The sequence below is a fragment of the Novosphingobium sp. PY1 genome, from assembly GCF_017312445.1.
Classification (GTDB): Bacteria; Pseudomonadota; Alphaproteobacteria; order Sphingomonadales; family Sphingomonadaceae; genus Novosphingobium.
Map to the genome: position 1 here is coordinate 211485 of NZ_BLTI01000004.1, position 24143 is coordinate 235627.

Below are 24143 nucleotides of genomic sequence, written 5' to 3' on the forward strand. Positions count from 1 at the left end.
CCGAAGCGTTGATGCGTATTGATGCACCTCGGCATCGGAAAACAGACCCGGTTGATGCGGGCTCGTTTCCGCCGTCCTGACGCCCGAGAATGGCACGTCCTTTGCTCTTGGCCCCCTGGAACACCCCGGGCGGCGCAGCCGCCCTTGCGCGCCGGTTCGACTGGCGCTTCGCTGCAGGCGGGAGAAGCATCTAGAGTTGGGGGTCATCACAAATCTGACGCCTGAGGGCGCCTGAGCGCCCTCAGTCCTCTTCTCTTTCAGTTCTGAGCCCGGGGTACAATGCCAACTTGGCACTCGCACTAGTGGCAGAAGAGAGGCTCAGCATTTCTTCGTGTTCGCGAATGGCATCGGGGTTGCCGGCATACATGTGGGCGAGGCGCGAAGAGAGGGACGAGCGAGCCAAGGCGCGCCTACTTGCTCCGTCACGCCTACCTGTTGCCGATAGGGCGCCCGTCACGCTCTTCAGCAGCCGCTCTGCCTTGATGGCCATACGATTTGGCACACTGCCGGACCCTTCGAGATGGCGCACTTTCTCACGGAGCCTGGCGCCCAGCTTCTGTCGAAGCGTGCGGACGATCTCGATGGGAAGTTTGAGCATGTCGATGAAGTAGGCATTGCTGGTCTGCTGCCGTTGAGGACCTTCGCCTCGCGCGTTCCCGGTCTTCACGGTGCGGCGGACCCAATCAATGATCCTCAGCTCACGAAGGACGTTCAGCTGACGCACGACAGTGCGGCGGGAAAGGCGGCTGCGCCTGGCAATCGTGTCTAGCGATGGATCGCATCGTCCTGACTTTCCATCCATGACGCTCAGAAGAGCGTCCAGGACGGCCTTCGCGTTCATGGAGATGGGCAATTGCTTGCCGGCTTCGCGGATATGATCCGAATAGCCGACTACGGATCTCGCGAAAGCATCGAAGAATTTCAGAGCATTTTCATTCTTCGCCGTTGGTTCCCAATAGATCGTGGAGACCTGTGCCCGTTCGTCGTTGACGTCATAGCTTTTGCGCCAAGGGCCTCCGGATTCGCGCACGCCGCTCATGCCCGGTCTCCCCGGACTTCGCTCGCCAGGGCCGGTATTCCGGCAGCAGGAACTGCGGTGCCACGGCGTCCTTCATCAACAGATCGGCCCAGTCTTGAGCCAGCTCGCGCCGACGCGGCAGATACAGGGCGCGATTGTAGATCGGTTCGACGCCTTGTTGCGCGTGTGCAAGCATCAGGTCGATGATTGCACGATCGCGTTCCTGGTCTTCCAAGGCAGCCCGTTCGTTCATTATCGTCGAGAAAGTGGACCGCCAACCGTGGGGGACATGAACTCCCGTGAACCCGGCGTCTCGATACAGCTTGCTTAGTGTGCTGTCGCTGATCGGTCGCTTCCAAGCGCCTGTGCCCGGGAAGAGCCATGAAGGCCCGTCCGAGGTGTGGCAAGCCAGGCTTTCCGAGATCGCTGCTTTCGCCACCTCCGCCGCCTGCCGCGACAAGGGGATGACGAACTCCCATGTAATATCGCGCTTCTGAGCGCGGGTTAGCTTCATTTTCTCGGCGGGTATGCGCCAGATGGGGGCTGCCCCGTCCAGCCCTTCGAACTCCTGCTTTTCGGCCAGACGAACTACACCCGGCCGTGCCGCGGTCAGTGCGAGTAGTCTGGATGCCAGCAGGGTTGACCAGTGTGTTCCGGCAAGCGCTTCGATATCCGCCAGAAGCTTTCGCGCGCCGGCGATTTTTATCATTGCCGGCCGCAATTTCGGGTCGGTCGGCACAAGTGCCTTGCGAATTATCGCCGCCGGGTCGTTCTCCGAAAGTCCCGAAGCGATCGCCCAGACGAACACGTCCGACATATGATTGCGAACGCGATGCGCCATGTCGTGGGCTCCGCGTTTCTCGATCTTCCTGATCACAGCCAGAACCATGGGAGGCGTGATGCTTCGAATTGGTTTTTGCCCAAGCGCCGGAAAGACGTTGTTCTCCAACCTGCTCAGAACGGCTGCGGAGTAGCGTGGCGCCAACGTAGTTGCCTTCGCCGCGTGCCAGGCTCGCGCAACCTTTTCGAAGCTGTCGAGCGCATCCGCTACGGCTTGCGCCTTCCGGCTCTGCTTCTCGGCTGAAGGATCGATCCCATCGCGCAATTGCTGCAGCGCCCTGTCTCTCGCTTGCCTTGCTTGCGAGATTGATACTTCTGGGTATGGCCCAATCGAGAGGGATTTTTCCTTCCCGGCGAATCGGTACTTGAGTCGCCAGAGTTTCGAGCCGGAACGCCGGACGAACAGGTAAAGCCCCCTGTCGTCGAACATTTTTCGGTCTTTCTCGCTTGGAATCGCCTTCCGGCAAGCAGCATCGGTCAACAAGAGCCGATACCCCCAGTACCCCAATTCGTACCCCCACCGACGCTGCGCTTGGCTGAATTTCGCTGAGACTGCATGGTGCCGATGTCGCAGAAAAACCTCGCAAAAAGCAAGGGTTCCGCGATTGGTTGAAGCCAACTGAGATTGGGAAGTGGATGCCCCGCGAGGATTCGAACCTCGATAGACGGAATCAGAATCCGTAGTCTTACCATTAGACGACGGGGCAACGAGGGGGCGCCTCTAGCTTGCGGGTTCGGAGGGGTCAAGACCCAACTTCAAGGAAATTTGTGCTCCGGCGCCGGGGCGCCTGGCGAGGTGGTATGATCAAGGTCGGTGGCGGCGTTCGGCGCTGTCGAATCTGCGACCCCGTTCATGCAAGGGATGGTCCGTCCCATGCAGTTTCACGGTCAAGCAATAGGGGATCCGGGTGAGGAACGGGGAATCGTCAGGACCTTCACCATCGAGCCGTTCGCATTCCCGCCACAGGCGGCCGCGCTGCGTGAGCAGGTCAGGGCGATCGTGGCCGATCCTCTCGCCTGACCGGGGGCCTTTTGTGAGCAAGGTCTGTGCGGACTACTTGCCGGTGAAGTGCGGCGGACGCTTTTCGAGGAAGGCGTCGATCGCTTCCTCGAAGTCCGAAGTCTCGTGAGCCAACGCCTGCATGGCGGCGGACATTTCCAGCACTTCGTTCAGGCGCATGTTCTGTGCGTCGGTCAGCAGGCGCTTGGCGAGGCGCAGTGAGCGTGCCGGATTGGCGGCGATCTTTTCGGCAATCGCCATGGCCTCGTCCATCAGCGATTCGGGTGGGACGACGCGCGAAACGAGGCCCATCGCCTTGGCCTGTTCGGCATCCAGCGTCTCGCCGGTGAAGAGCATTTCGGCGGCATTGGCGAAGCCGACCGCGCGGGGCAGGGCCCATGCGCCGCCGTCTCCCGGGATCAGACCCATCTTGATGAACCCGGCCGAGAACCTGGCTCTCTGTGAAGCGATGCGAATGTCGCAAAAGCAGGCGAGATCGTTGCCCAGGCCGATGGCGAAACCGTTGACCGCGGCGATCAGCGGCACTTCGCATTCCTGGAAGGCGCGCGGAATGCGCTGCACGCCGCGGCGATAGTTGAGCCGTGTCGCTGTAGGAGAATCGAGTGGGCCGATGCCATTGCGGTCCTTCATCGCCTGCAGGTTGCCGCCGGCGGAAAAGGCTTTGCCGGCCCCGGTGAGGATGCCCACGCTGATGGCTTCATCCGAACCGATATCCTCCAGTGCCGTCACGAAGTCTGCGCAGTCCTCGAGAGCGCCGATGGCATTGAGCTTGTCGGGATGGTTCAAGGTCAGGACGGCAATGCGCCCGCGCTTCTCGATCTTGACGAAATCACCCATGTTCAATCCTCTGCTCGTCGCAAGCGGTGCCTGCGCCGCATTATCTTGCGCCGATGTTGGCAGATGCGCGTGCCCCGCGCGACCCCCCGCCCGGCGAAAATCACTACCGCGGTGTCTTGCGCAAGCCGGGATCGGCAATCGCGATCGGCGCCCGGGCCGGTTTCACGGGCTCTTGCGAGACGGCATGACGGGGGCGGTTGCGACCGGCTCGGGGAAGCTCTCTTGCCCCTTTGGTTACGGCACGTTAGCATTGGCCTCAGGTGCCCGCCGCCTTGGCGGGAAGATATGAACGAGATTTGATACCATGGCGGAGCAAGATCCGCCGGCCGCGAAAGTCAAAGTGTCGGGTCGCCCGGGAAGGCGGCGCAAGGGACGTAAGGGCAAGTCACGCCCGAAGGTCGCCGGCACGGCCAAGGGGAAGGTGCGCCCGGCGGGTGCGCCTAAGCCAGAGGCAGGCGCAGCGCCGCGCGAAGAGAACGACAATAACGAGCAGGCGTCATCGCGTCGGCAAACGGTGCGGCAGGTTTCACAACGACCTTATCCTCAACGTACTGCCGGTCCGCGGCCGGGCGGCGGTCGGCAGTCCTATGCGGCGATCGACCTGGGTACCAACAACTGCCGTCTTTTGATCGCCCGACCTTCGGGCGAGAACTTTACCGTGATCGATGCTTTCAGTCGCGTCGTTCGTCTTGGCGAAGGGCTGGCTCAGTCCGGCCGTCTCTCGGACGAGGCGATGGACCGTACGCTTGCGGCCCTGCGGGTGTGTGCCGACAAGCTCATGCGCCGCAACGTTTATCTCGCGCGCTCCGTCGCCACCGAGGCCTGCCGCCGTGCCGAGAACGGCCCGGAATTCATCGAGAGGGTGCGCGAAGAGACCGGCATTGCCCTCGACATCATCAGCGCGCGCGAGGAAGCCCGGCTGGCGGTGCTGGGCTGCCATGTCCTGCTCGAGGCAGGGTTGGGGCCAGCGATGATCTTCGATATCGGCGGCGGCTCGACAGAGCTCGTCCTGATCGAGAGCACCGGCACCGTGCCGCGCATTCTCGACTGGCAGAGCGTGCCCTGGGGCGTTGTCTCGTTGAGCGAGAGCTGCGGCCCGGAAGGCGTGAGCGAGGCGGATCGTCTCAACCGTTATCGCCACATGCACGGCCTCGTGACCGAGAGCTTCGCTGGATTTTCCGACAGGATCTCGGGCGCGCGCAAGTCGGTTGCAAGCAGCGGCGAACTGCGCCTGCTGGGCACCAGCGGCACCGTGACCACGCTGGCGAGCCTGCACCTGCAATTGCCGCAGTACGACCGGCGGATGGTCGACGGCCTGATCGTGCCGGCCGAATCGATGCGCGAAATCAGCACACGCCTCTCGACCATGGCAGTCGAGGATCGCCGCGAGCTCAATTGCATCGGCCGGGAGCGTGCCGATCTTGTCGTTGCGGGCTGCGCCATTCTCGAGGCCATCCTCGACCTCTGGCCGGCAGCAAGACTGGGCGTTGCCGATCGCGGCATTCGCGAAGGCATCCTGCGCAGCCTGATTGCATCCAATGGCCATGGCAGCCCCCACGCGGGACAGGTCATCGCCGCAAGTGAAGGAAACGTACAGCAAGTGGAAACCGGTCGATGAGCCGTTCGGGACGCGATCCGGGCGAAAAACTGCGTACGGCGAAGAAGCGTTCGACGAGTTCGGCACGCTGGCTCCAGCGCCAGCTCAACGATCCTTACGTCAAGAAGGCCAAGGCCGACGGTTATCGCAGCCGTGCGGCCTACAAGCTGATCGAACTGGACGAGAAGTTCGGCCTGTTCAAGGGCGTAACCCGTGCAGTCGACCTCGGCATTGCGCCGGGCGGCTGGAGCCAGGTGCTGCGGCTCAAGTGCCCCAGGGCCAAGGTCGTGGGCATCGACCTGCTGCCCACCGATCCCATCGAGGGTGTGACGATCTTCGAGATGGACTTCATGGCAGACGAGGCCCCTGCGGCGCTGGAAGGGGCGCTGGACGGCGCGCCGGAACTGGTGCTGTCGGACATGGCGGCCAATACGGTCGGTCACAAGCAGACCGATCATCTGCGCACGATGGGGCTGGTCGAGACGGCGGCCGATTTCGCGATCCAGACGCTGGCACCGGGCGGTACTTTCGTGGCCAAGGTCCTTGCAGGAGGCACCGATACAGAGCTGCTCAACCTGCTCAAGCGCCACTTTACCAGCGTCAAGCATGCCAAGCCGCCGGCAAGCCGCAAGGACTCTTCCGAGTGGTACGTCATCGCCAAGGGCTTCAAGGGCTAGGGCGAGCCTCTCGTCGTTCCCGCGACTGCGGGATGACGCTGTTTTCTCGGCGACCTTGCAAGTCAGCCGGCCCGGTTAGTCTCGGCCGGGCGGGTTGGCTTATTTTTCCTGCGCTAAAGACGGAAACGGCCCGAAGGCGACTCGGTGACGCCTGCGGACCGCTTCCTGCCGGCAATGCCGGATTCGTCGAATTTTCGGGATTATTCGGCCGCGGCGGCCTCGCCTTCCGCGGGAGCAGCGGCTTCCGCGCCTTCTGCCGGAGCGGCAGCGGCGTCACCCTCGGCCGGTGCCTCGTCGGCGGCCGGCGGGGTGGGCAGCGGCAGGTTCGAGCCCTGCGTGTTCAGATAAGCGATGAGGTTCGCGCGATCTTCCGGCTTGGAAAGTCCGGCGAAAGTCATCTTGGTGCCAGGCGCGAAGGCCTTGGGGCTCTTCAGCCAGTCGTTGAGCTTGTCGAAGGTCCATTCGCCGCCGACGCTCTTGAGCGCATCGGAGAACGCGAAACCGGCTACGCCCTGGCCGATGGCTTCGCCAACGACACCATGAAGGTTCGGGCCGATGCCGTTGGCACCGCCGGCGTTGATCGTGTGGCACGAGGCGCACTTGGCGAAAGTCGCCTCGCCCTTGGCGACATCGGCGCCGGCCAGAAGCGTTGCGATCGGCACTTCGCCGGCGCCTTCGCCTTCTTCCTGCACGCCTTCGATGGCGTATCCCATCGTCTCGGGACGATGCGGTTTGTCAGCCTTGAAATAATGCGAGCTGACGGTCGTCAGGCCGAGCCCAACGATGCCTGCGAACAGCGTCCAGCCTGCAATGGTATTGAAACGATCATCCATTCGAAGTTGCCCCGCCGGTGAATCTAGCCCATTCGGTTGCGCTGCGCTCTAGTGGCGGGCGGTGCTTAGTGCAAGAGCCATTGCGGATATCGCAGTTGCAGCCTAATCGCGCAGGCACCATGCATTCCTATCCCAAACCCGCCCTCGCCCTCGTGGCAGAGATGGAAGCCGCAGCGGCTTCTGACCCTTCGCGCGCCATGGCCTTGCAGGGCGCACCAGGCTGCAACGGGCATCGTGCCGCCCTCGAATTCGATCCCGATTGCCTGCCGCTGCCGTGCTTTTCCTTCGAGGATGCGCTCGATGCGGTGAAGGAAGGCAAGGCCGAGCGGGCGATCATTCCGATCGAGAATTCGCAGCACGGCCGCGTCGCCGACATCCATTTCCTGCTGCCGGAAAGCGGGCTTTCGATCGTCGGCGAACATTTCATGTCGATTCACCACGCGCTGATGGCGCTGGGGGACGGACCCTTCAGCGGTGCGTACAGTCACCCGCAGGCGCTGGGCCAGTCCCGCCATTACCTGCGTGAGCGCGGGATCGTGCCGATGTCCTATGCCGATACCGCCGGCGCGGCGGCCTACGTGCGCGAGCAGGGCGACCTGACGGCCTGCGCCGTGGCGCCCAAGCTGGCGGCCGAGCTCTACGGACTCAAGATCATCGAACAGAATGTCGAGGACGCCGCGGACAACATGACGCGATTCGTCGTGCTGGCCAAGGAACCGCTCGATCCGTTCTATCTCCAGGGCGAGACGGCGATGACGACCTTCATCTTCGAGGTGAAGAACATTCCCGCTGCGCTCTACAAGGCGCTGGGCGGCTTCGCCACGAACGGCGTCAACATGACCAAGCTGGAAAGCTACCAGACCGGGGCAAGCTTTGCCGCCACGACCTTCTATGCCGACATCGAAGGCGTGCCGGGCGATCCGCGTGTCGACATGGCGCTGCAGGAACTGGCTTTCCACTGCAAGTACGTGCGGCCGCTGGGCAGCTACCGGCAGGCGCGCGCCCGCGGCTGATCCTGCGCGAAGCGTGCTTGCGGCCCGTCGGATGGCGGTGCTGCCTGAAAAGTCGGGAATTTTCAGGCCTGCTTGCGCGGCGGTCACGCTGGCAATCGCTTGCACGTCACGGCCGCCCATGCCAATCAGGCCGGCGTGACGGTTGGTGGGCCTCAGATTGCGGGTGCGGCCGCTGCCCGGGACGCCGCGAGCGACTGGGAGGCCGTGCGCGCCGCGTCCGATATCCAGTACGCGCCTTTGCCGCCGCTCCAGCAGCCGCCCGTCTCCGAAGTACCGGGCTGGCTGCGCGCCCTTTCCAGGCTGATGGAAGCCATCTTCGCGCCGATCGGGCGCCTGCTGGGCATGTCCTGGCCTGTGTTCCAGTACGTCCTGATCGCACTGGCGGCAGCGATGGCGGTGTTTCTGCTCTGGCGGATTTTCGGCCCGGCCATCGCCGTCTGGCGCAATCGCCGTGACCGGGAGGAGGACGCCGTCTGGACGCCGAAACGGGCCCAGGCCGTCGCCCTGCTCGAGGATGCCGACCGGCTTGCCGCGCAAGGGCGATTCGGTGAAGCCGCGCACCTCCTGCTTCAGCGCAGCGTCCACCAGATCAACGATGCCCGGCCCGACTGGCTGATCCCGGCCAGCACCGCGCGCGAAATTTCCGTCCTGCCGATGCTGCCCGAAAGCGGCCGCCGCGCCTTCGCGACCATTGCCGAGCGGGTGGAGCGCAGTCTGTTCGCCCGGCGCGATCTCGACGCGCAGGACTGGTCAGCGGCCCGCGCCGCCTATGCCGATTTCGCCCGGCTGGAGCTGCGCGCATGAGCGCGGCGGCGTCCGCTGCAGGCCCGGTTGCAGGCACCGCCATTCCGGTCGGCGCCAACCCTTTCTCCCGCCGCGCCGCCCTGGGGATCGTGCTCCTCGGCTCCGCCCTGTTCATCGCGCTGCTGTGGATGATCGGGACCGGCAACGGGATGGGCACCAGCAACGACGGCCAGGCCCATGCGCAGGGCAAGGGACTCAATGGCTATGCGGCCATGGCCGATTTCCTCGACCGGCGCGGCTTTGCCGTGCGCAAGGTCAAGAACGAGGGTGCGCTTGCGAAGCAGGGGCTGCTGGTCCTGACACCGCCTGCCTTTGCCGAGGGAGAGGAGATCGACCGCATCGTCAGTGCCCGGCGCTACATCGGGCCGACGCTGGTGGTCACGCCCAAGTGGATGGCAGGCCCGGTCAATCGCCAGCAGAAGGGCGCGCGGCGCGGCTGGGTGCAGCTCATGGGCGCTTCTGGTCCCAACTGGCCGGGCTTTCTCGACGATGTCGGCGTCACCCTGTCGCCGATGGACAAGGACGGCGCGCAGCCGGGCTGGCGCGGCATGGGCCTTGGCGGCGTGCTGCCCGAGGGCAAGCAGGTGCTGTCGGGGCAGGGCGACCGGCTGGTCCCGCTGGTGGAAGGTCAGGACGGCCGGGTCCTCGCGGCCGTCCTCGACGACGGCGGCGACTACCCCGAGCTGGAAGACCGCGCGCTTGCACCGATGAAGTCCGAGGTCGAGGATGACGACCTCTATCCGCTGGTGCTGGTGTTCGAGCCGGACCTGCTCGACAACTACGGCATGGCGCGGCTTGAGAATGCGCGCCTTGCCGAGGCGCTGGTCCGGGCCAGCGGGATTTCGCCGGGCGATCCGGTGATCTTCGACATGACGCTCAATGGCTTCGGCCAGTCGCGCAACCTGCTCACGCTTGCTTTCACTCCGCCGTTTCTCGCCGCCACATTGTGCCTGCTGCTCGCCGCGGTGCTGATCGGCTGGCGTGCCTTTCTGCGGTTCGGACCGCCAGCCAGTGCGGAACGCGCCATCGCCTTCGGCAAGCGCGCCCTCGTCAGCAATTCCGCCGGCCTCGTGCGCCGTGCCCGCCGCCTGCACCTGATCGGCGGACCTTATGCCGACCGCATCCGCGAGCGTCTCGTGCAGGGGCTTGGCCTGCCGCGATACCTCGATACCGTTCACGCCGAAGAGGCCATCGACCGCGCCCTTGCCGCGCGCGATCCCGAAGCCGAACCCTTTTCCGTCATTGCCGCGCGCCTCAAGCGCTCGCGCAAGGCCCATGACCTCCTGAAAGCCGCGCGCGAACTCCACGCGCTCGAAAGGAAGCTGATCCGATGAGTGAGACCGAGACCCTCAGCCTGCCCGATGTCGCGCAGATCGCCGGGGCCATACGCGAACAGGTCGGCAAGGCCATCGTTGGCCAGGCCGGGACCATCGACCACTTGCTGATCGCGCTGATGGCGCGCGGCCACGTGCTGCTTGAAGGGCCGCCGGGCACGGCGAAGACGTTCCTCGCGCAGTGCTTCGCGGCGACGCTGGGGCTCGATTTCGGGCGTATCCAGTTCACGCCGGACCTGATGCCGGGCGATATCCTCGGCTCCAACCTGTTCAACTTCCAGACCAGCCAGTTCACCCTGACCCACGGGCCGATCTTCTGTGACCTGCTGCTGGCCGACGAAATCAACCGTACCCCGCCCAAGACGCAGGCCGCCCTGCTCGAGGCGATGCAGGAACGCCGCGTCACGCTGGACGGTGCCGCCCATGCGCTGCCGCCGCATTTCATGGTCGTCGCCACGCAGAACCCGATCGAGAGCCAGGGCGTCTATCCGTTGCCCGAGGCGCAGCTCGACCGTTTCCTGTTCAAGCTGCTGGTCGACTATCCCAGCGCCGAGGAGGAGATCCGCATCGTCGCCCGCTACGGCGAGAATCGCGGTGCGCCTTCGCCTATGGAGCTGGGCATCGAAGCGGTGGCATCGCCGCAGGTGCTCTCCGCCGCAACCCGCGCCGTGGCGAGCGTGACCCTCGCCGATAGCGTGACCGACTACATCGTGCGGCTCGTGCGCGCCACGCGTGACAGCGCCGACCTTGCCTGCGGGGCGAGCCCGCGTGCGGCGGTGCTGCTGGCCGGGGCGGCCCGCGCCCGCGCGGCGCTGGAGGGCCGCGACTATGTTGTGCCAGATGATGTGAAGGCACTGGCGACCGGCGTGCTGCGCCACCGTCTGCTGCTCAGTCCTGCGGCGGAGATCGAGGGCAAGCAGGTTGAGGCGCTTGTCGCCCAGCTTGTCGAACAGACCGAGGCGCCGCGCTGACGCGATGAGCACGCGGCTTGCCCCGATCGTACCGACCGCGCGCGCCGTGGTGCTGCTGGCGCTTGGTGCGCCGGTAGCGCTCGTCATCGGCGCAACGCAGCCGGAAGCATGGGTCATCGCGCCGCTGTTCGGGCTTGCAGTGCTGGTGCTGATCGTCGTTGACGGTCTGTTGGGAGGGCGGCTCGAGGATTTGCAGGTGACCGTGCCCGGCGATGCCGAAGTCGGGGCCGAGACGCAGTTTTCAGCCCGCGCCGCGCTCCATGCAGGCAGGCCCTCTGCCGTCGAGATCGCGCTGGAATGCGATGCGCGGCTGTCGCCCGGCGGGCGCTGCCAGTTCGCTCTGCACCGTCGGGACGGCGAATGGCGCGGGCAGGCGCAGGTCAGCCCTTCGCGTCGGGGCACCGGCCGGGTCACGCGGTGCTGGCTGCGCTGGACCGGGCCACTGGGGCTGGGGGCGCGGCAATTGCTGGGCGATCTCGACGAACAGGTCCGCGTCTGGCCGAACATTGCCGCGGTGCGTTCCCCGGCCCTGCAGACTTTCCTCAAGGATGCGCAATACGGGCTTATCGCGCGGCGAATTCGCGGCGAGGGTACGCAGTTCGAATCGCTGGCCGAGTACGAGCCCGGGATGGATCGCCGCCGCATCGACTGGAAGGCCTCGGCCCGCCACGTCCATCTCTACGCCAAGGAATTCGAGACCGAACGCAACAACCAGATCGTCTTCGCCTTCGATTGCGGGCAGGCGATGTGCGAACCGATTGCAGGGATGCCCCGGCTCGACCGCGCCGTTTCCGCCGCGCTGGCGACCTCCTATGTCGCGCTGAAGGGCGGGGACCGGGTATCGCTGTTCGGCTTCGCCTCCCGGCCCGAAGTTTCCACGCCTTTCATCACCGCTTCGCGCGACTTTCACCGTCTGCAGCGCGCCGCCGCCGGGCTTGAGTACCGCGCCGAGGAGCCCAATTTCACGCTCGCCCTGGCGACCCTTGCCAACCGGTTGCAGCGCCGCTCGCTCATCGTCGTGTTCAGCGACTTTTCCGACCCGACCAGCGCCGAACTGATGATCGAGAGCATCGGCCGTCTCGTCTCCCGCCACGTCGTGCTGTTCGTGACGATGGAGGATGAGGAGCTCGAGGAAATTTCGGCCGAGCCTCCCGAAGATCTCGAAGTGCTCTCGATGGCGGTTTCGGCCGACTTGCTGCTGCGCCAGCGCGCGCTTGTGACCCGGCGGCTGCAGCAGATCGGCGTCGACGTCATCGAGGCCCGCTACGACCGGATCGGTACCCGATTGCTCGACGCCTACCTTGCCATCAAGCGATCCGGAGCGATCGGATGACCGCTACCCTCGATGCCATCGAAAGCGCTGCCTTGCGTTCGGATCGTTTCCGGCTCGAGCGCGAGGCGGACTGGAAGCGGCTGGAAGCTATCGTCACGCGCATGGAAAAGGGCCGGATCAGGGGCATTTCCGACGAGGACCTGCTGGCGCTTCCCGGCCTCTACCGCACCGTCGCCTCCAGTCTGTCGATCGCGCGGGAAACTTCGCTCGATGCGGCAACGCTCGCCTACCTTGAAGCGCTGGTCCAGCGCGCGTGGTTCGTCGTCTATGGCCCGCGGACCAGCCTGTGGGAATGGTTCCGCGGCTTCCTTGGCGGTGGCTGGAGCGCCGCGGTGCGGGCGATCTGGGTCGATATTCTCATCGCCTTCGCGGTGATGGTGGCGGGAACGGCGGTCGGCTGGCTGCTCGTCTCGCACGATCCGGAATGGTATTTCGCGCTGGTGCCCAAGCAGTTCGGCGACGCGCGCGTGCCCGGGGCAAGCGCCGAGGCGCTCAAGGCGACGATCTTCGGTAATTCCGGGCAGAACGGGATGAGCGTGTTTGCCGCCCAGCTGTTCAGCAACAATGCGCAGGTCTCGATCCTCGCCTTCGCGCTCGGCTTCGCCTTCGGCGTGCCCTCGCTGCTGCTGCTGGTGCACAACATGGCCGTGCTGGGCGCCATGCTCTGGCTCTACAATGGGGCGGGGCTCACAACGGATTTCGCCGGATGGATCGCGGTCCACGGTACGACCGAGATTTTCGCGATCCTGCTGGCGGGGGCAGCCGGACTGCACATCGGACGCTCGCTGGCATTTCCGGGGCGCAGGCCGGTGCTGCAGGCCACTGCGCAGGCCGGACGGCGCGCCGCGCTGGTCATGGCCGGCGTCGTGCTCATGCTTGTCGTCGCGGCCCTGCTCGAAGGCTTTGCGCGCCAGCTTGTCGATGAGACGGCGGGGCGCTTCGCCATCGGCGGATCGATGCTGCTGATCTGGCTCGGCTATTTCTTCGCCTTTCGCGGCAATGACGGCCACGCGGCGAGCCGGGACACCTCTCGATGACCGCGATGCCGACCCGCCTGCGCCGTTCCTCGCGCGACCGCGTGCTCGTCACGCCCGAGGGGATCGCCCTGCCGGTCACCGTGGCCAGCCGCGGCGCGCGGGCCGGTGCGCTAATGCTAGACCTCGTCTTCATATTCCTGCTGATCCTGGGATCGACGATGGCGCTGTTCTCGATCGCCGGCGGGGCATCGGCGTTTATGCGCGAGATCGAGAGCGACACGGCTGCAGGGCATGTCCTGCAATTCATCTTCATCGTCTGGATCGTGGTCCTGTTCCTGTTCCGCAACGCCTACTTCCTGTTCTTCGAACTCGGCCCGCGCGGCGCGACGCCGGGCAAGCGCATGGCGGGCATCCGCATCGCCGCGCGCGACGGCGGGCGGCTTTCGGCGGAAATGGTCATTGCCCGCAATCTCCTGCGCGATGTCGAGCTGTTCCTGCCGTTGGTCTTTCTCGCTTCTGCGGGCGTGGAAAGCGGAGCGGCGTGGCTGGCCGCGACGGGCTGGTTCCTGATCTTCATGCTGTTCCCGATGTTCAACCGCGACGGCCTGCGCGCCGGGGACATCATCGCCGGTAGCTGGGTGCTCGAAAGACCGCGGCAGAAGCTGGAGGCGGCGATGTCAGTCGCGCGCGGAGCGCAGACCGCCGTGGCTGCGCCGCATCGCAAGTACCACTTCGAGGATGCGGAACTGGCGGTTTACGGAGAGTACGAGCTTCAGGCGCTGGAACGCGTACTGCGCGGCAGGCGGGATCAGTCGATCGAATCCGTCTATCAGACGATCGCCGCCAAGATCGGCCGCAATGACGGCTGGAACGACGAGCGCCGGTTCCTCGAGGCATATTACACCCAGTTGCGCGCGCGGCTGGAGGCAGGCATGCGCATGGGGCGGCGCAAGGCCGACAAGTTCTCGGACGAAGGCTGATGATCGACGCCTTGAGGATCGTGCCCGATGACCTGTCCGGCGATCAGGTTCTCGCCCTGCTGCAGTTCCATCTCGACGAGATGCACAAGTGGTCTCCGGCCTGCAAGGTTCACGCGATGCCGGCAGAGCGCCTGCGGCAGGCGGACGTTGCGTTCTATTCCGCATGGGATGGCGAGCGGCTCGCCGGTTGCGGCGCGATCAAGCATCTGGACGACGGCCACGGGGAACTCAAATCGATGCGCGCCGCGCCCGATTATCGCGGGAAGGGGGTGGGCAAGGCGATCCTGCTTCATCTGCTCACGGTCGCGCGTGAGCGCCGCTATACCCGCGTCAGCCTCGAGACCGGCAAGCCGGAGGCCTTCCGCGCCGCCCGGCAGCTCTACCTTGCGAACGGCTTTGTCGAGTGCCCGCCGTTCGGCGACTATGTCTCCGACGCCTTTTCCATGTGCATGACCCGCGCGCTGTAACGGGAAACGGCCGCCTCCTTGCGAGCGCGGCTGCAAAGACTTGCGCTGAATCGGACGGAATTGACGAGCGCGGGCAAGTGAACCAGGAAACGGCAATGGATATGAGACTCGCCGCGCCAGCCGATGCAGCAGCCCTTGCCGATCTGGGCGCGCGCAGCTTCGTGGAGAAGTTCGGGTACCTCTACCGCCCGGAGGATCTCTCTGCCTTTCTGGCCGGTTCCCATGGCGAAGACGTCGTTGCAGGGCAGATCGCAGATCCGGGCATGCGGATCATGCTGGCCGTCGACGGGACCCGCCTGCTGGGATTCTGCAAGATGGTCATGGCCTGCGGCTGGCCGGAGCACGCCCGCGGCAGCAAGGTGGTCGAACTCAAGCAGCTCTACACCGATCCCGATGCGACCGGGCAGGGCATCGGCGCAAGGCTGATGGACTGGGCGATGGACGAGGCGCGAGATTTCGGCGCGGACGAAGTCCAGCTGTCGGTGTGGAGCGAGAATTTCGGCGCTCACAAGTTCTATGCGCGCCAGGGCTTCGAAAAGGTCGCCGACATTCACTTCATGGTCGGCGAACAACGTGACGAGGAATTCCTCTACGCGCGCCTGTTGCTGGGCTGACGGCGCTCTACCCGAACCACTTCCAGCGCCAGAACATCAGCAACTGCATCACCAGGATCGCAACGCACATGGCGACGACCAGCCAGAAGGCGTCCGGGTTCGAGGCGCCGGGCATCCCGCCCACGTTGATGCCGAGCAGGCCGGTCACGAATCCGAGCGGAAGGAAGATCGCCGCGACGATCGTCAGCAGGTAGCTGGTGCGGTTCGACTGGGCGACGGCGCGGGCGCGCAGGTCGTCCTGCAGGACGACCGCGCTTTCCTTGCTGATGTCGAGATCGTCGATATAGCGGCGCATGCGGTCGATCGTCTCGGCGATCTCGCGGCGGTCGTGATCCTCGAACCAGGCCGGGGCATCGCGCGAGATGCGCTCCAGCGCGACGTGCTGCGGCGACATGTGGCGCTTGAGAGCGAGGCAATTGCGCCGGATCGTCGAGATCTTGTCGAGCATGCTTTCCGGATCGTCGTCGGGATCGGTGTCCTCCAGCTGGTCGATCACCTCGTTCATGTCGACGATGGAGCGGTTCATGCGGGCAATCATATGCTCGACCAGCGAAGTGATGGCAGCGCCTGCATCGACCGGGCCGCGCCCGCCATCGAGATCGTGCATCACCGAACGCGGCGTCTGCAAGGGCCGCCGGCGCAGCGTGATCAGCCGTTGCCCGTCGCACCAGACCTGCATCGAGACCATGTCTTCCGGCTCTGCTCCGGGGTTGAAGTTGATCCCGCGCAGCGTCGCCACCAGCGCGCCGTCCTCGCTGAAGGCGCGCGGGCGGGTATCCTCGCTGGTGAGCAGTTCCGCCGTGGGTTCGGGCAGGCCCAGCGTCTGCTCCAGCCACTCGGCGACGCCCGGACGGTCGCGCCGCAAGTGCATCCACAAGACTTCCCCCGGTGTGCCGGGCTGCCAGGCGTTCGCTTCCTGCCAGGTCACGGTGCGCCCGCCGCCGCGACCGTCCAGCACGCGACCGAACAGCAGAGGCGTTTCGGCTTCGAGGTCGTCGGTACGGGTATCGTCGAGCATTCGCCATGCATGCCCGAAAATCCGCACGGGCAAAAGAGCGCCCTCGAATCCGCGGCTTGGCCCGGCAGAATGCAAACGTGCTTCAAACCGTCACGCCAAGCGCCTATAGGAGCGGCCATGTCTTCCATTCGACCCTGGCGCGATATCGAGCGCCGCAAGAGCCGCCAGATCATGGTCGGCACCGTTCCCGTCGGCGGCGATGCCCCGATCACCGTGCAGACCATGACCAATACGCCGACCTCGGACGCGCGCGCGACGATCGACCAGATCCGCCGCTGCGAGGACGCGGGCGCCGATCTCATCCGCGTCTCGTGCCCCGATGTCGAGAGCACCACGGCGTTCCGCGAGATCGCCCGGGCAGCGCAGGTTCCGCTGATCGCAGACATTCATTTCCACTACAAGCGCGCGCTCGAGGCAGCGGACGCGGGCGCGGCCTGCCTGCGCATCAACCCGGGCAACATCGGCTCGGACGAGCGCGTCGCCGAAGTCGTGCGCGCGGCCAAGGCCAACGGCTGCGCCATCCGCATCGGCGTCAACGCGGGCAGCCTCGAGAAGGACCTGCTCGAAAAGTACGGGGAGCCGTGCCCGGAAGCTCTGGTCGAATCGGCGCTCGATCACATCAAGCTGCTGCAGGACCATGACTTCCACGAGTACAAGGTGGCCGTGAAGGCCTCGGACGTTTTCCTTGCCGTCGCCGCCTACCAGGGGCTGGCCGACGCGGTGGACTGCCCGCTGCATCTGGGCATCACCGAAGCCGGCGGCCTGATCGGTGGTACGGTCAAGTCGGCCATCGGCATCGGCAACCTGCTCTGGGCCGGTATCGGCGATACCTTGCGCGTCTCCCTTTCGGCAGAGCCGGAAGAGGAAGTGCGCGTCGGCTTCGAGATCCTCAAGGCGCTCGGCCTGCGCACCCGCGGCGTACGCGTCGTTTCCTGCCCGTCCTGCGCGCGCCAGGGCTTCGACGTGATCCGCACGGTCGAGGCGCTCGAGGCGCGTCTGCAGCACATCAAGACGCCGCTTTCGCTTTCCGTGCTGGGCTGCGTGGTCAATGGCCCGGGCGAAGCGCGCGAGACCGACATCGGCATTACCGGCGGCGGCAATGGCAAGCACATGGTCTATCTCTCCGGGGTGACCGACCACCATGTGCAGAGCGACGACATGCTCGACCACATCGTTTCGCTGGTGGAAGCCAAGGCGGCGGAGATCGAGGCTGCCGAGGCGCAGGCCCAGGCGGCCGAGTAAGTCCGCTCCTGCGTCGCTTCTCCGCGCGCTTTACGCCGGTTTAAGGCTTTGGCGCATAGCCTGCACGGGCCATGCGCAAGGGACCGATCATCCTTCTCGTCGGGACGGCCGCCGTCGTCGGCTGGATTGCGCCTGGACTGGAGGCAGGCAACGGGCGCCGTCCTGCCGCCAGCGTCAATCCTGTCGAGGTTGCGAGCCGCGAAGTTCGGCAGGATCGCCGCGATGCCTGGCTGGCCGGCGAAACCGTGCTGCCGCGCGAACCTGACGGTCATTTCTATGCCGATGCGACGGTCGGCAATGCGCGCACGCATTTTCTCGTCGATACGGGCGCCAGCATTGTCGCTCTCACGGGCGCCGATGCGCAGGCGATCGGCCTCGAGTGGGACGATTCGGATCTCGTCGGGGTCGGGCGCGGGGCAAGCGGTCCGGTCTATGGCGTACCGGTCCGGCTGGAGCGCCTGGAACTGGGCGGCTTCGAAGCGCGTGACGTCGAGGCGGCGATCATTCCCGAGGGGCTCGACGTTTCGCTTCTCGGCCAGTCGTTCCTCTCGAAGCTGAGCGGGGTGCGGATCGAGGACGATCGCCTGGTTATCGGACCGGTAAGCTGATCCCCGGCTCGCTCACGCGCCCAGCAGCGCTGCGGTACTGCTGAACGCCCCGCTGAACTCCGCAAGGCCGGACCACACCACGAAGGCCAGCATGGCAATCACCGAGGCGGCTGCGGCGCTGCTGACAGGGGACTCGTGACGTTTCATCGGTTCCGGCCTTGCGAGAGCGGGGGCGAGCGCCTCTATGCCGCTCCGCCCGCTCGAAGGCCATGTCACCGGTCGAACCGGATATGTCGCCCGTCGAACCCGCGACCGGCCAGCCTATGCTGCCTCTTTGCGATAGGGCCCGAGCGTGGCGATCAGGACGACGACGACAGCGAGGAACAGGGCCGAGCTCACCAGGGCGATGTCGTAATTGCCGGTGACGTCCACCGACCATCCGAACAGCATGGGGCCGAAGCTGGCTCCGAAGCTGAACAGGCCGAGGATGACGCCATATGTCGCGCCGTAGTTCTCGAGGCGGGCATAGCGGCTGGTGAAATAGGCCAGCATGTCGACTTCGGCTCCGGCGGCGAGGCCGAGGAGCATCGCAGCGGGGACGACCGGTCCGCCAAAGCGCAGCAGCAGGCTGGCGATGACGGGTGAAAGCAGGAACAGGCTGGCGACATAGGGAGCGTGGAAGCGGTCGAAGAGGTAACCGACCACCACGCGCGCGGCGAGGACCGCCACGCCCACGCTGGCCGCGACTTGCGCCGCCTGGGTCGAAGCTATGCCGCGATCAACCAGCATCGGCACGAGATGGACGATGAGGCCGGCCACGATCAGCCCGAGCAGGAAGCCGATGACGATGAGCACAAGGGTCGCTCGGTTGGCCTCGAAGCGGCCGCGACCGATCCGGGAACCTGTCTTTGTATCCGGCGTTTCTCGCCCCGTGAGCAGGCTGACCGGCAGGCCGATGAGGAGCGTCACGGCGGCCATGGCCAGCACTGCATTGCGCCAGCCGTAAGCGACGAAGACCGGGCCCAGCAGGGCCGGTGCCAGCACTGCCGCTACGCCCGTACCCAGCAGCATCAGGCCGAGCGCAAGGCCTCTTGCGCGATCGAAGCGGATCGACACGACCCGGGCCCAGATCGCGGGCGTCGTTCCGCAGCCTGCCAGAGAGACCATGAGCCAAAGTGCGTACCAGGCCGGGATCGACGGCCCGGCCTGGGCCAGCAGGACGAGGGCGACAGGAGTGGCGAGGTAGCTGACAATGGCAATGCGGCGCGCGCCGAAGCGGTCTGCCAGGCGACCGACGACGGGGGCCGAGAGGAAGATGCCCAGCTGCTGGAATGTCGCCGCACCCGAAACGGCCGCCCGGCTCCACCCGAATTCGTCCTGCAGCGGCTGCACGAAGAGTCCCAGAGAGTAGAAGCCGATGCCGGTCATACCGACGCTGATGGCCAGCGCCGCAGCCAGCACTGCGGGCCAGCCCTGCGCAAATTCGCGCCGCGCGGCGCCGGGGATCGTTGCAGTCATCGCGCGATCATGACGCATGACGGTGGGCGCGGCGCAAGGCGGTACATTCGCGATCACCGTGGGGCGATCACCGGGCCGTCACGGCAGGGCTGAACCGCAGGCCCGACAAAGCAAAGGCCCCGCCGGATCGCTCCGGCGGGGCCCTGTTTGTCGCCTGTCAGGCTGGAGGGGTGAGGCTCAGGCCTCGCCTTCCTCGTCGCCCTTGATCAGGTATTCGCCCGCATCGGCGTCGGTGCCGTGGGTTTCGCCCTCGACTGCCGCCAGCGGATCGTCGCCCAGATCGTCAAGCGGGTCGCGCTTGAGTTCTGCGGCATGCTCTTCCTCGGCCGTGTCGGCAGCGATGAGCGCTTCCTGCATCTTGCGATAGGAGGCGCGCAGGGCTGCGTCGCGGCTCGACGCGGCAACGCGCACGCGGTTCATGCCCGCGCCGGTGCCCGCCGGGATGAGGCGGCCGACGATGACGTTTTCCTTGAGACCGATGAGCGAGTCCTTCTTGCCCTCGACCGCGGCCTGGGTGAGGACGCGGGTGGTCTCCTGGAACGACGCCGCCGAGATGAACGAACGGGTCTGCAGCGAGGCCTTGGTGATGCCCAGCAGCACCGGCTTGCCTTCGGCCGGCTTCTTGCCGCCCGTGAGCTTGCTGTTCACCTCGAGCATTTCCTCGAAGTCGACCTGCTCGCCCGGCAGCAGCGTGGTGTCGCCGCCGTCGGTGATCTCGACCTTCTGCAGCATCTGGCGAACGATCACCTCGATGTGCTTGTCGTTGATCTTCACGCCCTGGAGTCGATAGACTTCCTGGATTTCCGACACGAGGTATTCCGCCAGAGCCTCGACGCCGAGGACCTCGAGGATGTCGTGCGGATCCGGCGAGCCGGAGATCAGGTTGTCGCCCTTCTTGACGAAGTCGCCTTCCTGAACGTCGATCACCTTGCTCTTGGGGATCAGGTACTCGACGGGTTCGCCTTCCTCGGGAATGATCGCGATCTTGCGCTTGGCCTTGTAGTCGCGAACGAATTCGATGCGGCCCGAGACCTTGGCGATGACCGCATTGTCCTTCGGCTTGCGGGCCTCGAACAGCTCGGCAACACGCGGCAGACCGCCGGTGATGTCACGGGTCTTGGCAGCTTCGCGCGATGCACGGGCGATGATGTCGCCGGCCTCGACGGTCTGGCCGTCCTCGACCGAGAGCGTCGCACCCGGCGCCAGCATGTAGCGTGCGGCCTCGCCCGAGGAGTCGTCGAGAAGGGTGATGCGGGGACGCAGGTCTTCCTTCTTCTTCGAGCGGCTGGACGAACGGTCTTCGGTAACGACGCGGCTGGTCATGCCGGTGGCATCGTCGACCTGTTCGGTCAGCGTGCGGCTGTCGATCAGGTCCTGATACTTCACCACACCTGCCGTTTCGGTGATGATCGGCAGGGTGAACGGGTCCCACTCGGCAAGGCGTTCGCCTTCCTTCACGGTAGCCCCGTCGGTGTGCAGCAGCACCGTACCGTAAGGCACGCGGTGCATGGCGCGCTCACGGCCTTCGGTATCGATCACCACGACTTCGCCGTTGCGGGCGAGCGACAGGCGACGGCCGCGCTTGTCGACGATCGTCGGGATATCGCGATACTGCACGGTACCGTCGCAGATCGATTCCAGGTGGCTGGTTTCGTTGAGCTGCGCGGCGCCGCCGATGTGGAAGGTACGCATCGTCAGCTGCGTGCCCGGTTCACCGATCGACTGGGCGGCAATGACGCCCACCGCTTCGCCGATGTTCACCGGCGTACCGCGGGCGAGGTCACGGCCGTAGCACTTGCCGCAAACGCCCTGGGTCGCTTCGCAGACCAGCGGCGAACGGATGCGGGCCGACTGCGCGCCAGCGCCTTCGATCGCCTTGACCGCCGATTCGTCGAGCAGCGTGCCGTTGGCGACGACGATTTCGCCTTCCTTGTCGACGATGTCCTCGGCCAGGGTACGGCCCAGGATGCGCTCGGCCAGCGAGGCGATGACCGAACCGCCCTGGACGATCGCGCGCATTTCCAGCGCACGTTCGGTGCCGCAGTCCTCGACGACGACGACGCAGTCCTGCGAGACATCGACCAGACGGCGGGTCAGGTAACCCGAGTTCGCCGTCTTGAGCGCGGTGTCGGCGAGACCCTTGCGGGCGCCGTGGGTGGAGTTGAAGTACTCAAGGACGGTCAGGCCTTCCTTGAAGTTCGAGATGATCGGCGTTTCGATGATCTCGCCCGACGGCTTGGCCATGAGGCCGCGCATACCGCCAAGCTGCTTCATCTGGGCCGGGCTACCACGAGCGCCCGAGTGGCTCATCATGTAGATCGAGTTGATCTGAGCCTGACGGCCGGTTTCAGGGTCGACCGGAAGGGCCTTGAGCTCTTCCATCATGGCGTTCGCGACCTGGTCGCCGCAGCGGCTCCAGGCGTCGATCACCTTGTTGTACTTTTCCTGCTGGGTGATGAGGCCGTCCTGGTACTGCTGCTCGTAGTCGGCAACCAGGTCCTTGGTCTCGCCCACCAGGGCTTCCTTCGATTCCGGAATGATCATGTCATCCTTGCCGAAGGAGATGCCGGCCTTGAACGCGTTGCGGAAGCCGAGCGTCATGATGGCGTCGGCGAACAACACCGTGTCCTTCTGGCCGGTGTGGCGGTACACCTGGTCGATGACGTCGCCGATTTCCTTCTTGGTGAGAAGGCGGTTGACGACTTCGAAGGGCACCTTGTGGCTCTTGGGCAGGCATTCGCCGATGAGCATGCGGCCCGGCGTGGTCTCGAACCGCTTCATGTACTGGTTCCCGTCCTCGTCGGTCTGCGGCACGCGGGCCTCGATCTTCGAGTGCAGGGTGACGGCGCCGGTGAAGAGCGCCTGGTGCACTTCGGCCATGTCGCCGAACTTCATGCCTTCGCCAGGATCGCCGGAGCGGTCCATCGACAGGTAGTACAGGCCCAGCACCATGTCCTGCGAAGGCACGATGATCGGCTTGCCGTTTGCGGGCGAGAGGATGTTGTTGGTCGACATCATCAGCACGCGCGCTTCGAGCTGGGCTTCCAGCGAGAGCGGAACGTGGACGGCCATCTGGTCACCGTCGAAGTCGGCGTTGAAGGCCGAGCAGACGAGCGGGTGCAGCTGGATCGCCTTGCCCTCGATGAGAACCGGTTCAAAGGCCTGGATGCCCAGGCGGTGCAGGGTCGGCGCGCGGTTCAGCAGAACCGGGTGCTCGCGGATCACCTCGTCGAGGATGTCCCAGACTTCCTTGCGTTCCTTCTCGACCCACTTCTTGGCCTGCTTGAGGGTCATCGAGAGACCCTTGGCATCGAGGCGGGCGTAGATGAACGGCTTGAACAGTTCGAGCGCCATCTTCTTGGGCAGGCCGCACTGGTGCAGCTTGAGCTCCGGACCGGTCACGATGACCGAACGGCCCGAATAGTCGACGCGCTTGCCGAGCAGGTTCTGACGGAAGCGGCCCTGCTTGCCCTTGAGCATGTCGGACAGCGACTTGAGCGGACGCTTGTTGGCACCCGTAATGACGCGGCCGCGGCGGCCGTTGTCGAACAGGGCGTCGACGGCTTCCTGCAACATGCGCTTTTCGTTGCGCACGATGATGTCCGGCGCGCGCAGTTCGATCAGGCGCTTCAGGCGGTTGTTGCGGTTGATGACGCGGCGGTAGAGGTCGTTGAGGTCCGAGGTAGCGAAGCGGCCGCCGTCCAGCGGAACCAGCGGGCGCAGTTCCGGCGGAATGACCGGCACGACTTCAAGGATCATCCACTCGGGACGGTTGCCCGAATCGATGAACGATTCGACGACCTTGAGACGCTTGATGATCTTCTTGGGCTTCAGTTCCGACTTGGTCGTCTCAAGCTCCTGGAGAAGGTCGGCACGCTCCTGCTCGAGGTCGAGCTCCATGAGCATCTGCTTGACCGCCTCGGCGCCGATCCCGGCCGAGAAGGCGTCTTCGCCGTATTCGTCCTGGGCGTCGAGCATTTCGTCTTCGGTAAGAAGCTGGAACTTCTCTAGCGGGGTCAGGCCCGGCTCGATGACGATGTAGCTCTCGAAGTAGAGGACGCGCTCAAGCTGCTTGAGCTGCATGTCGAGCAGCAGGCCGATGCGCGAAGGCAGCGACTTGAGGAACCAGATGTGCGCGACCGGGGCGGCCAGCTCGATGTGGCCCATGCGCTCGCGGCGCACCTTGGTGACGGTGACTTCGACGCCGCACTTTTCGCACACGACGCCCTTGTACTTCATGCGCTTGTACTTGCCGCAGAGGCACTCGTAGTCCTTCACGGGGCCGAAGATGCGCGCGCAGAACAGGCCGTCACGTTCCGGCTTGAACGTGCGGTAGTTGATGGTTTCCGGCTTCTTGATCTCGCCGAAGGACCAGGAGCGGATGCGCTCGGGGGAGGCGAGACCGATCTGGATCTGATCGAAGGTCTCGGGCTTCGCCATCTGGTTGGTGAATTTGGTCAGGTCGTTCATAGTTCAGTCCCCAACAGGGTGAATTCTCTTG

General features: G+C 65.3%; 22 protein-coding genes and 1 tRNA gene. 14 read left to right on the plus strand and 9 right to left on the minus strand.

Going from position 1 to position 24143, the window contains the following annotated elements:
- Positions 1 to 241: 241 nt before the first annotated feature.
- From J3474_RS05140 to J3474_RS05150, 3 genes are all read right to left on the minus strand, one after another.
- Entirely contained in the window at positions 242 to 1039 is a 798-nt protein-coding gene (locus J3474_RS05140) for a helix-turn-helix domain-containing protein (protein ID WP_242528200.1), read from the minus strand.
- The gene (locus J3474_RS05145; RefSeq protein WP_207093588.1) at positions 993 to 2366 is read right to left on the minus strand and encodes an integrase arm-type DNA-binding domain-containing protein; all 1374 of its coding nucleotides are present in this window, start codon (positions 2364 to 2366) and stop codon (positions 993 to 995) included. The genes J3474_RS05140 and J3474_RS05145 overlap by 47 nt, the downstream gene beginning before the upstream one ends.
- Positions 2367 to 2491: 125 nt before the next feature.
- Positions 2492 to 2565, minus strand: a tRNA-Gln gene (locus J3474_RS05150).
- 167 nt (positions 2566 to 2732) lie between these two features.
- Here J3474_RS05150 and J3474_RS05155 point away from each other — a divergent pair.
- Positions 2733 to 2879: a hypothetical protein gene (locus tag J3474_RS05155; RefSeq protein ID WP_158511840.1), complete on the plus strand. Its 147-nt coding sequence runs from the start codon at positions 2733 to 2735 to the stop codon at positions 2877 to 2879.
- 33 nt (positions 2880 to 2912) lie between these two features.
- Here the strand turns inward: J3474_RS05155 and J3474_RS05160 are convergent, their stop codons facing one another.
- The gene (locus J3474_RS05160) at positions 2913 to 3716 is read right to left on the minus strand and encodes a crotonase/enoyl-CoA hydratase family protein (RefSeq protein WP_207093329.1); all 804 of its coding nucleotides are present in this window, start codon (positions 3714 to 3716) and stop codon (positions 2913 to 2915) included.
- Positions 3717 to 4020: 304 nt separating this feature from the next.
- Here J3474_RS05160 and J3474_RS05165 point away from each other — a divergent pair, with 304 nt between their 5' ends.
- Together J3474_RS05165 and J3474_RS05170 are read left to right on the plus strand one after the other, a co-directional pair.
- Positions 4021 to 5334, plus strand: a complete 1314-nt coding sequence (locus tag J3474_RS05165) for a Ppx/GppA phosphatase family protein (RefSeq protein ID WP_207093330.1) — start codon at positions 4021 to 4023, stop codon at positions 5332 to 5334.
- On the plus strand, positions 5331 to 5990 hold the full coding sequence (locus tag J3474_RS05170; RefSeq protein ID WP_007012491.1) for an RlmE family RNA methyltransferase: 660 nt from the start codon (positions 5331 to 5333) through the stop codon (positions 5988 to 5990). The genes J3474_RS05165 and J3474_RS05170 overlap by 4 nt, the downstream gene beginning before the upstream one ends.
- 200 nt (positions 5991 to 6190) lie before the next feature.
- Here the strand turns inward: J3474_RS05170 and J3474_RS05175 are convergent, their stop codons facing one another.
- On the minus strand, positions 6191 to 6823 hold the full coding sequence (locus J3474_RS05175; RefSeq protein ID WP_207093331.1) for a cytochrome c family protein: 633 nt from the start codon (positions 6821 to 6823) through the stop codon (positions 6191 to 6193).
- Positions 6824 to 6942: 119 nt separating this feature from the next.
- Here J3474_RS05175 and J3474_RS05180 point away from each other — a divergent pair, with 119 nt between their 5' ends.
- The 9 genes from J3474_RS05180 to J3474_RS05220 all read left to right on the plus strand — a co-directional run bounded on the left by J3474_RS05180 (position 6943) and on the right by J3474_RS05220 (position 15316).
- Positions 6943 to 7836, plus strand: a complete 894-nt coding sequence (locus tag J3474_RS05180; RefSeq protein ID WP_207093332.1) for a prephenate dehydratase — start codon at positions 6943 to 6945, stop codon at positions 7834 to 7836.
- Positions 7837 to 7935: 99 nt separating this feature from the next.
- Complete coding sequence (locus J3474_RS05185) at positions 7936 to 8640, plus strand: hypothetical protein (RefSeq protein WP_207093333.1); 705 nt, start codon at positions 7936 to 7938, stop codon at positions 8638 to 8640.
- Entirely contained in the window at positions 8637 to 9974 is a 1338-nt protein-coding gene (locus J3474_RS05190; protein WP_207093334.1) for a DUF4350 domain-containing protein, read from the plus strand. Before J3474_RS05185 ends, J3474_RS05190 begins: the two co-directional genes overlap by 4 nt.
- Positions 9971 to 10945 carry a MoxR family ATPase gene (locus J3474_RS05195; RefSeq protein ID WP_207093335.1) on the plus strand — a complete coding sequence of 325 codons (975 nt, stop codon included), beginning with the start codon at positions 9971 to 9973 and terminating at the stop codon, positions 10943 to 10945. The genes J3474_RS05190 and J3474_RS05195 overlap by 4 nt, the downstream gene beginning before the upstream one ends.
- Before the next feature lie 4 nt (positions 10946 to 10949).
- Complete coding sequence (locus tag J3474_RS05200; protein WP_207093336.1) at positions 10950 to 12278, plus strand: DUF58 domain-containing protein; 1329 nt, start codon at positions 10950 to 10952, stop codon at positions 12276 to 12278.
- Positions 12275 to 13315 (plus strand): stage II sporulation protein M, encoded by a 1041-nt coding sequence (locus J3474_RS05205; protein ID WP_207093337.1) that lies wholly within the window; start codon positions 12275 to 12277, stop codon positions 13313 to 13315. The genes J3474_RS05200 and J3474_RS05205 overlap by 4 nt, the downstream gene beginning before the upstream one ends.
- A complete protein-coding gene (locus J3474_RS05210; protein WP_242528202.1) occupies positions 13312 to 14235 on the plus strand; it encodes an RDD family protein in 924 nt (307 codons plus the stop codon). Before J3474_RS05205 ends, J3474_RS05210 begins: the two co-directional genes overlap by 4 nt.
- Positions 14235 to 14702, plus strand: coding sequence for a GNAT family N-acetyltransferase (locus J3474_RS05215; RefSeq protein WP_013831799.1), 468 nt, complete (start codon positions 14235 to 14237; stop codon positions 14700 to 14702). Before J3474_RS05210 ends, J3474_RS05215 begins: the two co-directional genes overlap by 1 nt.
- A gap of 95 nt (positions 14703 to 14797) precedes the next feature.
- On the plus strand, positions 14798 to 15316 hold the full coding sequence (locus tag J3474_RS05220) for a GNAT family N-acetyltransferase (protein WP_207093338.1): 519 nt from the start codon (positions 14798 to 14800) through the stop codon (positions 15314 to 15316).
- A gap of 7 nt (positions 15317 to 15323) precedes the next feature.
- Here the strand turns inward: J3474_RS05220 and J3474_RS05225 are convergent, their stop codons facing one another.
- The gene (locus tag J3474_RS05225; protein WP_007012480.1) at positions 15324 to 16334 is read right to left on the minus strand and encodes a zinc transporter ZntB; all 1011 of its coding nucleotides are present in this window, start codon (positions 16332 to 16334) and stop codon (positions 15324 to 15326) included.
- 117 nt (positions 16335 to 16451) lie between these two features.
- Here J3474_RS05225 and ispG point away from each other — a divergent pair, with 117 nt between their 5' ends.
- The gene (ispG, locus tag J3474_RS05230; RefSeq protein WP_041558686.1) at positions 16452 to 17576 is read left to right on the plus strand and encodes a flavodoxin-dependent (E)-4-hydroxy-3-methylbut-2-enyl-diphosphate synthase; all 1125 of its coding nucleotides are present in this window, start codon (positions 16452 to 16454) and stop codon (positions 17574 to 17576) included.
- Positions 17577 to 17647: 71 nt separating this feature from the next.
- Complete coding sequence (locus J3474_RS05235; protein WP_207093339.1) at positions 17648 to 18184, plus strand: TIGR02281 family clan AA aspartic protease; 537 nt, start codon at positions 17648 to 17650, stop codon at positions 18182 to 18184.
- 12 nt (positions 18185 to 18196) lie between these two features.
- On the opposite strand, the gene J3474_RS22885 is transcribed toward J3474_RS05235, so the two are convergent.
- The 3 genes from J3474_RS22885 to rpoC all read right to left on the minus strand — a co-directional run bounded on the left by J3474_RS22885 (position 18197) and on the right by rpoC (position 24112).
- A complete protein-coding gene (locus J3474_RS22885) occupies positions 18197 to 18331 on the minus strand; it encodes a hypothetical protein (RefSeq protein ID WP_007012477.1) in 135 nt (44 codons plus the stop codon).
- Between the two features lie 114 nt (positions 18332 to 18445).
- Positions 18446 to 19660, minus strand: coding sequence for an MFS transporter (locus J3474_RS05240; protein WP_242528203.1), 1215 nt, complete (start codon positions 19658 to 19660; stop codon positions 18446 to 18448).
- Between the two features lie 159 nt (positions 19661 to 19819).
- Entirely contained in the window at positions 19820 to 24112 is a 4293-nt protein-coding gene (gene rpoC / locus J3474_RS05245; RefSeq protein ID WP_013831805.1) for a DNA-directed RNA polymerase subunit beta', read from the minus strand.
- Positions 24113 to 24143 lie beyond the last annotated feature (31 nt).

What these genes read in the sequence shown, in the direction of transcription:
- J3474_RS05165 (WP_207093330.1), top strand. Translation starts at nt 4,021, where the DNA reads ATGGCGGAGCAAGATCCGCCGGCCGCGAAAGTCAAAGTGTCGGGTCGC.
- ispG (WP_041558686.1), top strand. Translation starts at nt 16,452, where the DNA reads ATGTCTTCCATTCGACCCTGGCGCGATATCGAGCGCCGCAAGAGCCGC.
- rpoC (WP_013831805.1), bottom strand. Translation starts at nt 24,112, where the DNA reads ATGAACGACCTGACCAAATTCACCAACCAGATGGCGAAGCCCGAGACC.
- J3474_RS22885 (WP_007012477.1), bottom strand. Translation starts at nt 18,331, where the DNA reads ATGAAACGTCACGAGTCCCCTGTCAGCAGCGCCGCAGCCGCCTCGGTG.
- J3474_RS05155 (WP_158511840.1), top strand. Translation starts at nt 2,733, where the DNA reads ATGCAGTTTCACGGTCAAGCAATAGGGGATCCGGGTGAGGAACGGGGA.
- J3474_RS05140 (WP_242528200.1), bottom strand. Translation starts at nt 1,039, where the DNA reads ATGAGCGGCGTGCGCGAATCCGGAGGCCCTTGGCGCAAAAGCTATGAC.
- J3474_RS05180 (WP_207093332.1), top strand. Translation starts at nt 6,943, where the DNA reads ATGCATTCCTATCCCAAACCCGCCCTCGCCCTCGTGGCAGAGATGGAA.
- J3474_RS05205 (WP_207093337.1), top strand. Translation starts at nt 12,275, where the DNA reads ATGACCGCTACCCTCGATGCCATCGAAAGCGCTGCCTTGCGTTCGGAT.
- J3474_RS05215 (WP_013831799.1), top strand. Translation starts at nt 14,235, where the DNA reads ATGATCGACGCCTTGAGGATCGTGCCCGATGACCTGTCCGGCGATCAG.
- J3474_RS05195 (WP_207093335.1), top strand. Translation starts at nt 9,971, where the DNA reads ATGAGTGAGACCGAGACCCTCAGCCTGCCCGATGTCGCGCAGATCGCC.
- J3474_RS05190 (WP_207093334.1), top strand. Translation starts at nt 8,637, where the DNA reads ATGAGCGCGGCGGCGTCCGCTGCAGGCCCGGTTGCAGGCACCGCCATT.
- J3474_RS05235 (WP_207093339.1), top strand. Translation starts at nt 17,648, where the DNA reads ATGCGCAAGGGACCGATCATCCTTCTCGTCGGGACGGCCGCCGTCGTC.
- J3474_RS05240 (WP_242528203.1), bottom strand. Translation starts at nt 19,660, where the DNA reads ATGCGTCATGATCGCGCGATGACTGCAACGATCCCCGGCGCCGCGCGG.
- J3474_RS05160 (WP_207093329.1), bottom strand. Translation starts at nt 3,716, where the DNA reads ATGGGTGATTTCGTCAAGATCGAGAAGCGCGGGCGCATTGCCGTCCTG.
- J3474_RS05175 (WP_207093331.1), bottom strand. Translation starts at nt 6,823, where the DNA reads ATGGATGATCGTTTCAATACCATTGCAGGCTGGACGCTGTTCGCAGGC.
- J3474_RS05200 (WP_207093336.1), top strand. Translation starts at nt 10,950, where the DNA reads ATGAGCACGCGGCTTGCCCCGATCGTACCGACCGCGCGCGCCGTGGTG.
- J3474_RS05210 (WP_242528202.1), top strand. Translation starts at nt 13,312, where the DNA reads ATGACCGCGATGCCGACCCGCCTGCGCCGTTCCTCGCGCGACCGCGTG.
- J3474_RS05170 (WP_007012491.1), top strand. Translation starts at nt 5,331, where the DNA reads ATGAGCCGTTCGGGACGCGATCCGGGCGAAAAACTGCGTACGGCGAAG.
- J3474_RS05225 (WP_007012480.1), bottom strand. Translation starts at nt 16,334, where the DNA reads ATGCTCGACGATACCCGTACCGACGACCTCGAAGCCGAAACGCCTCTG.
- J3474_RS05220 (WP_207093338.1), top strand. Translation starts at nt 14,798, where the DNA reads ATGGATATGAGACTCGCCGCGCCAGCCGATGCAGCAGCCCTTGCCGAT.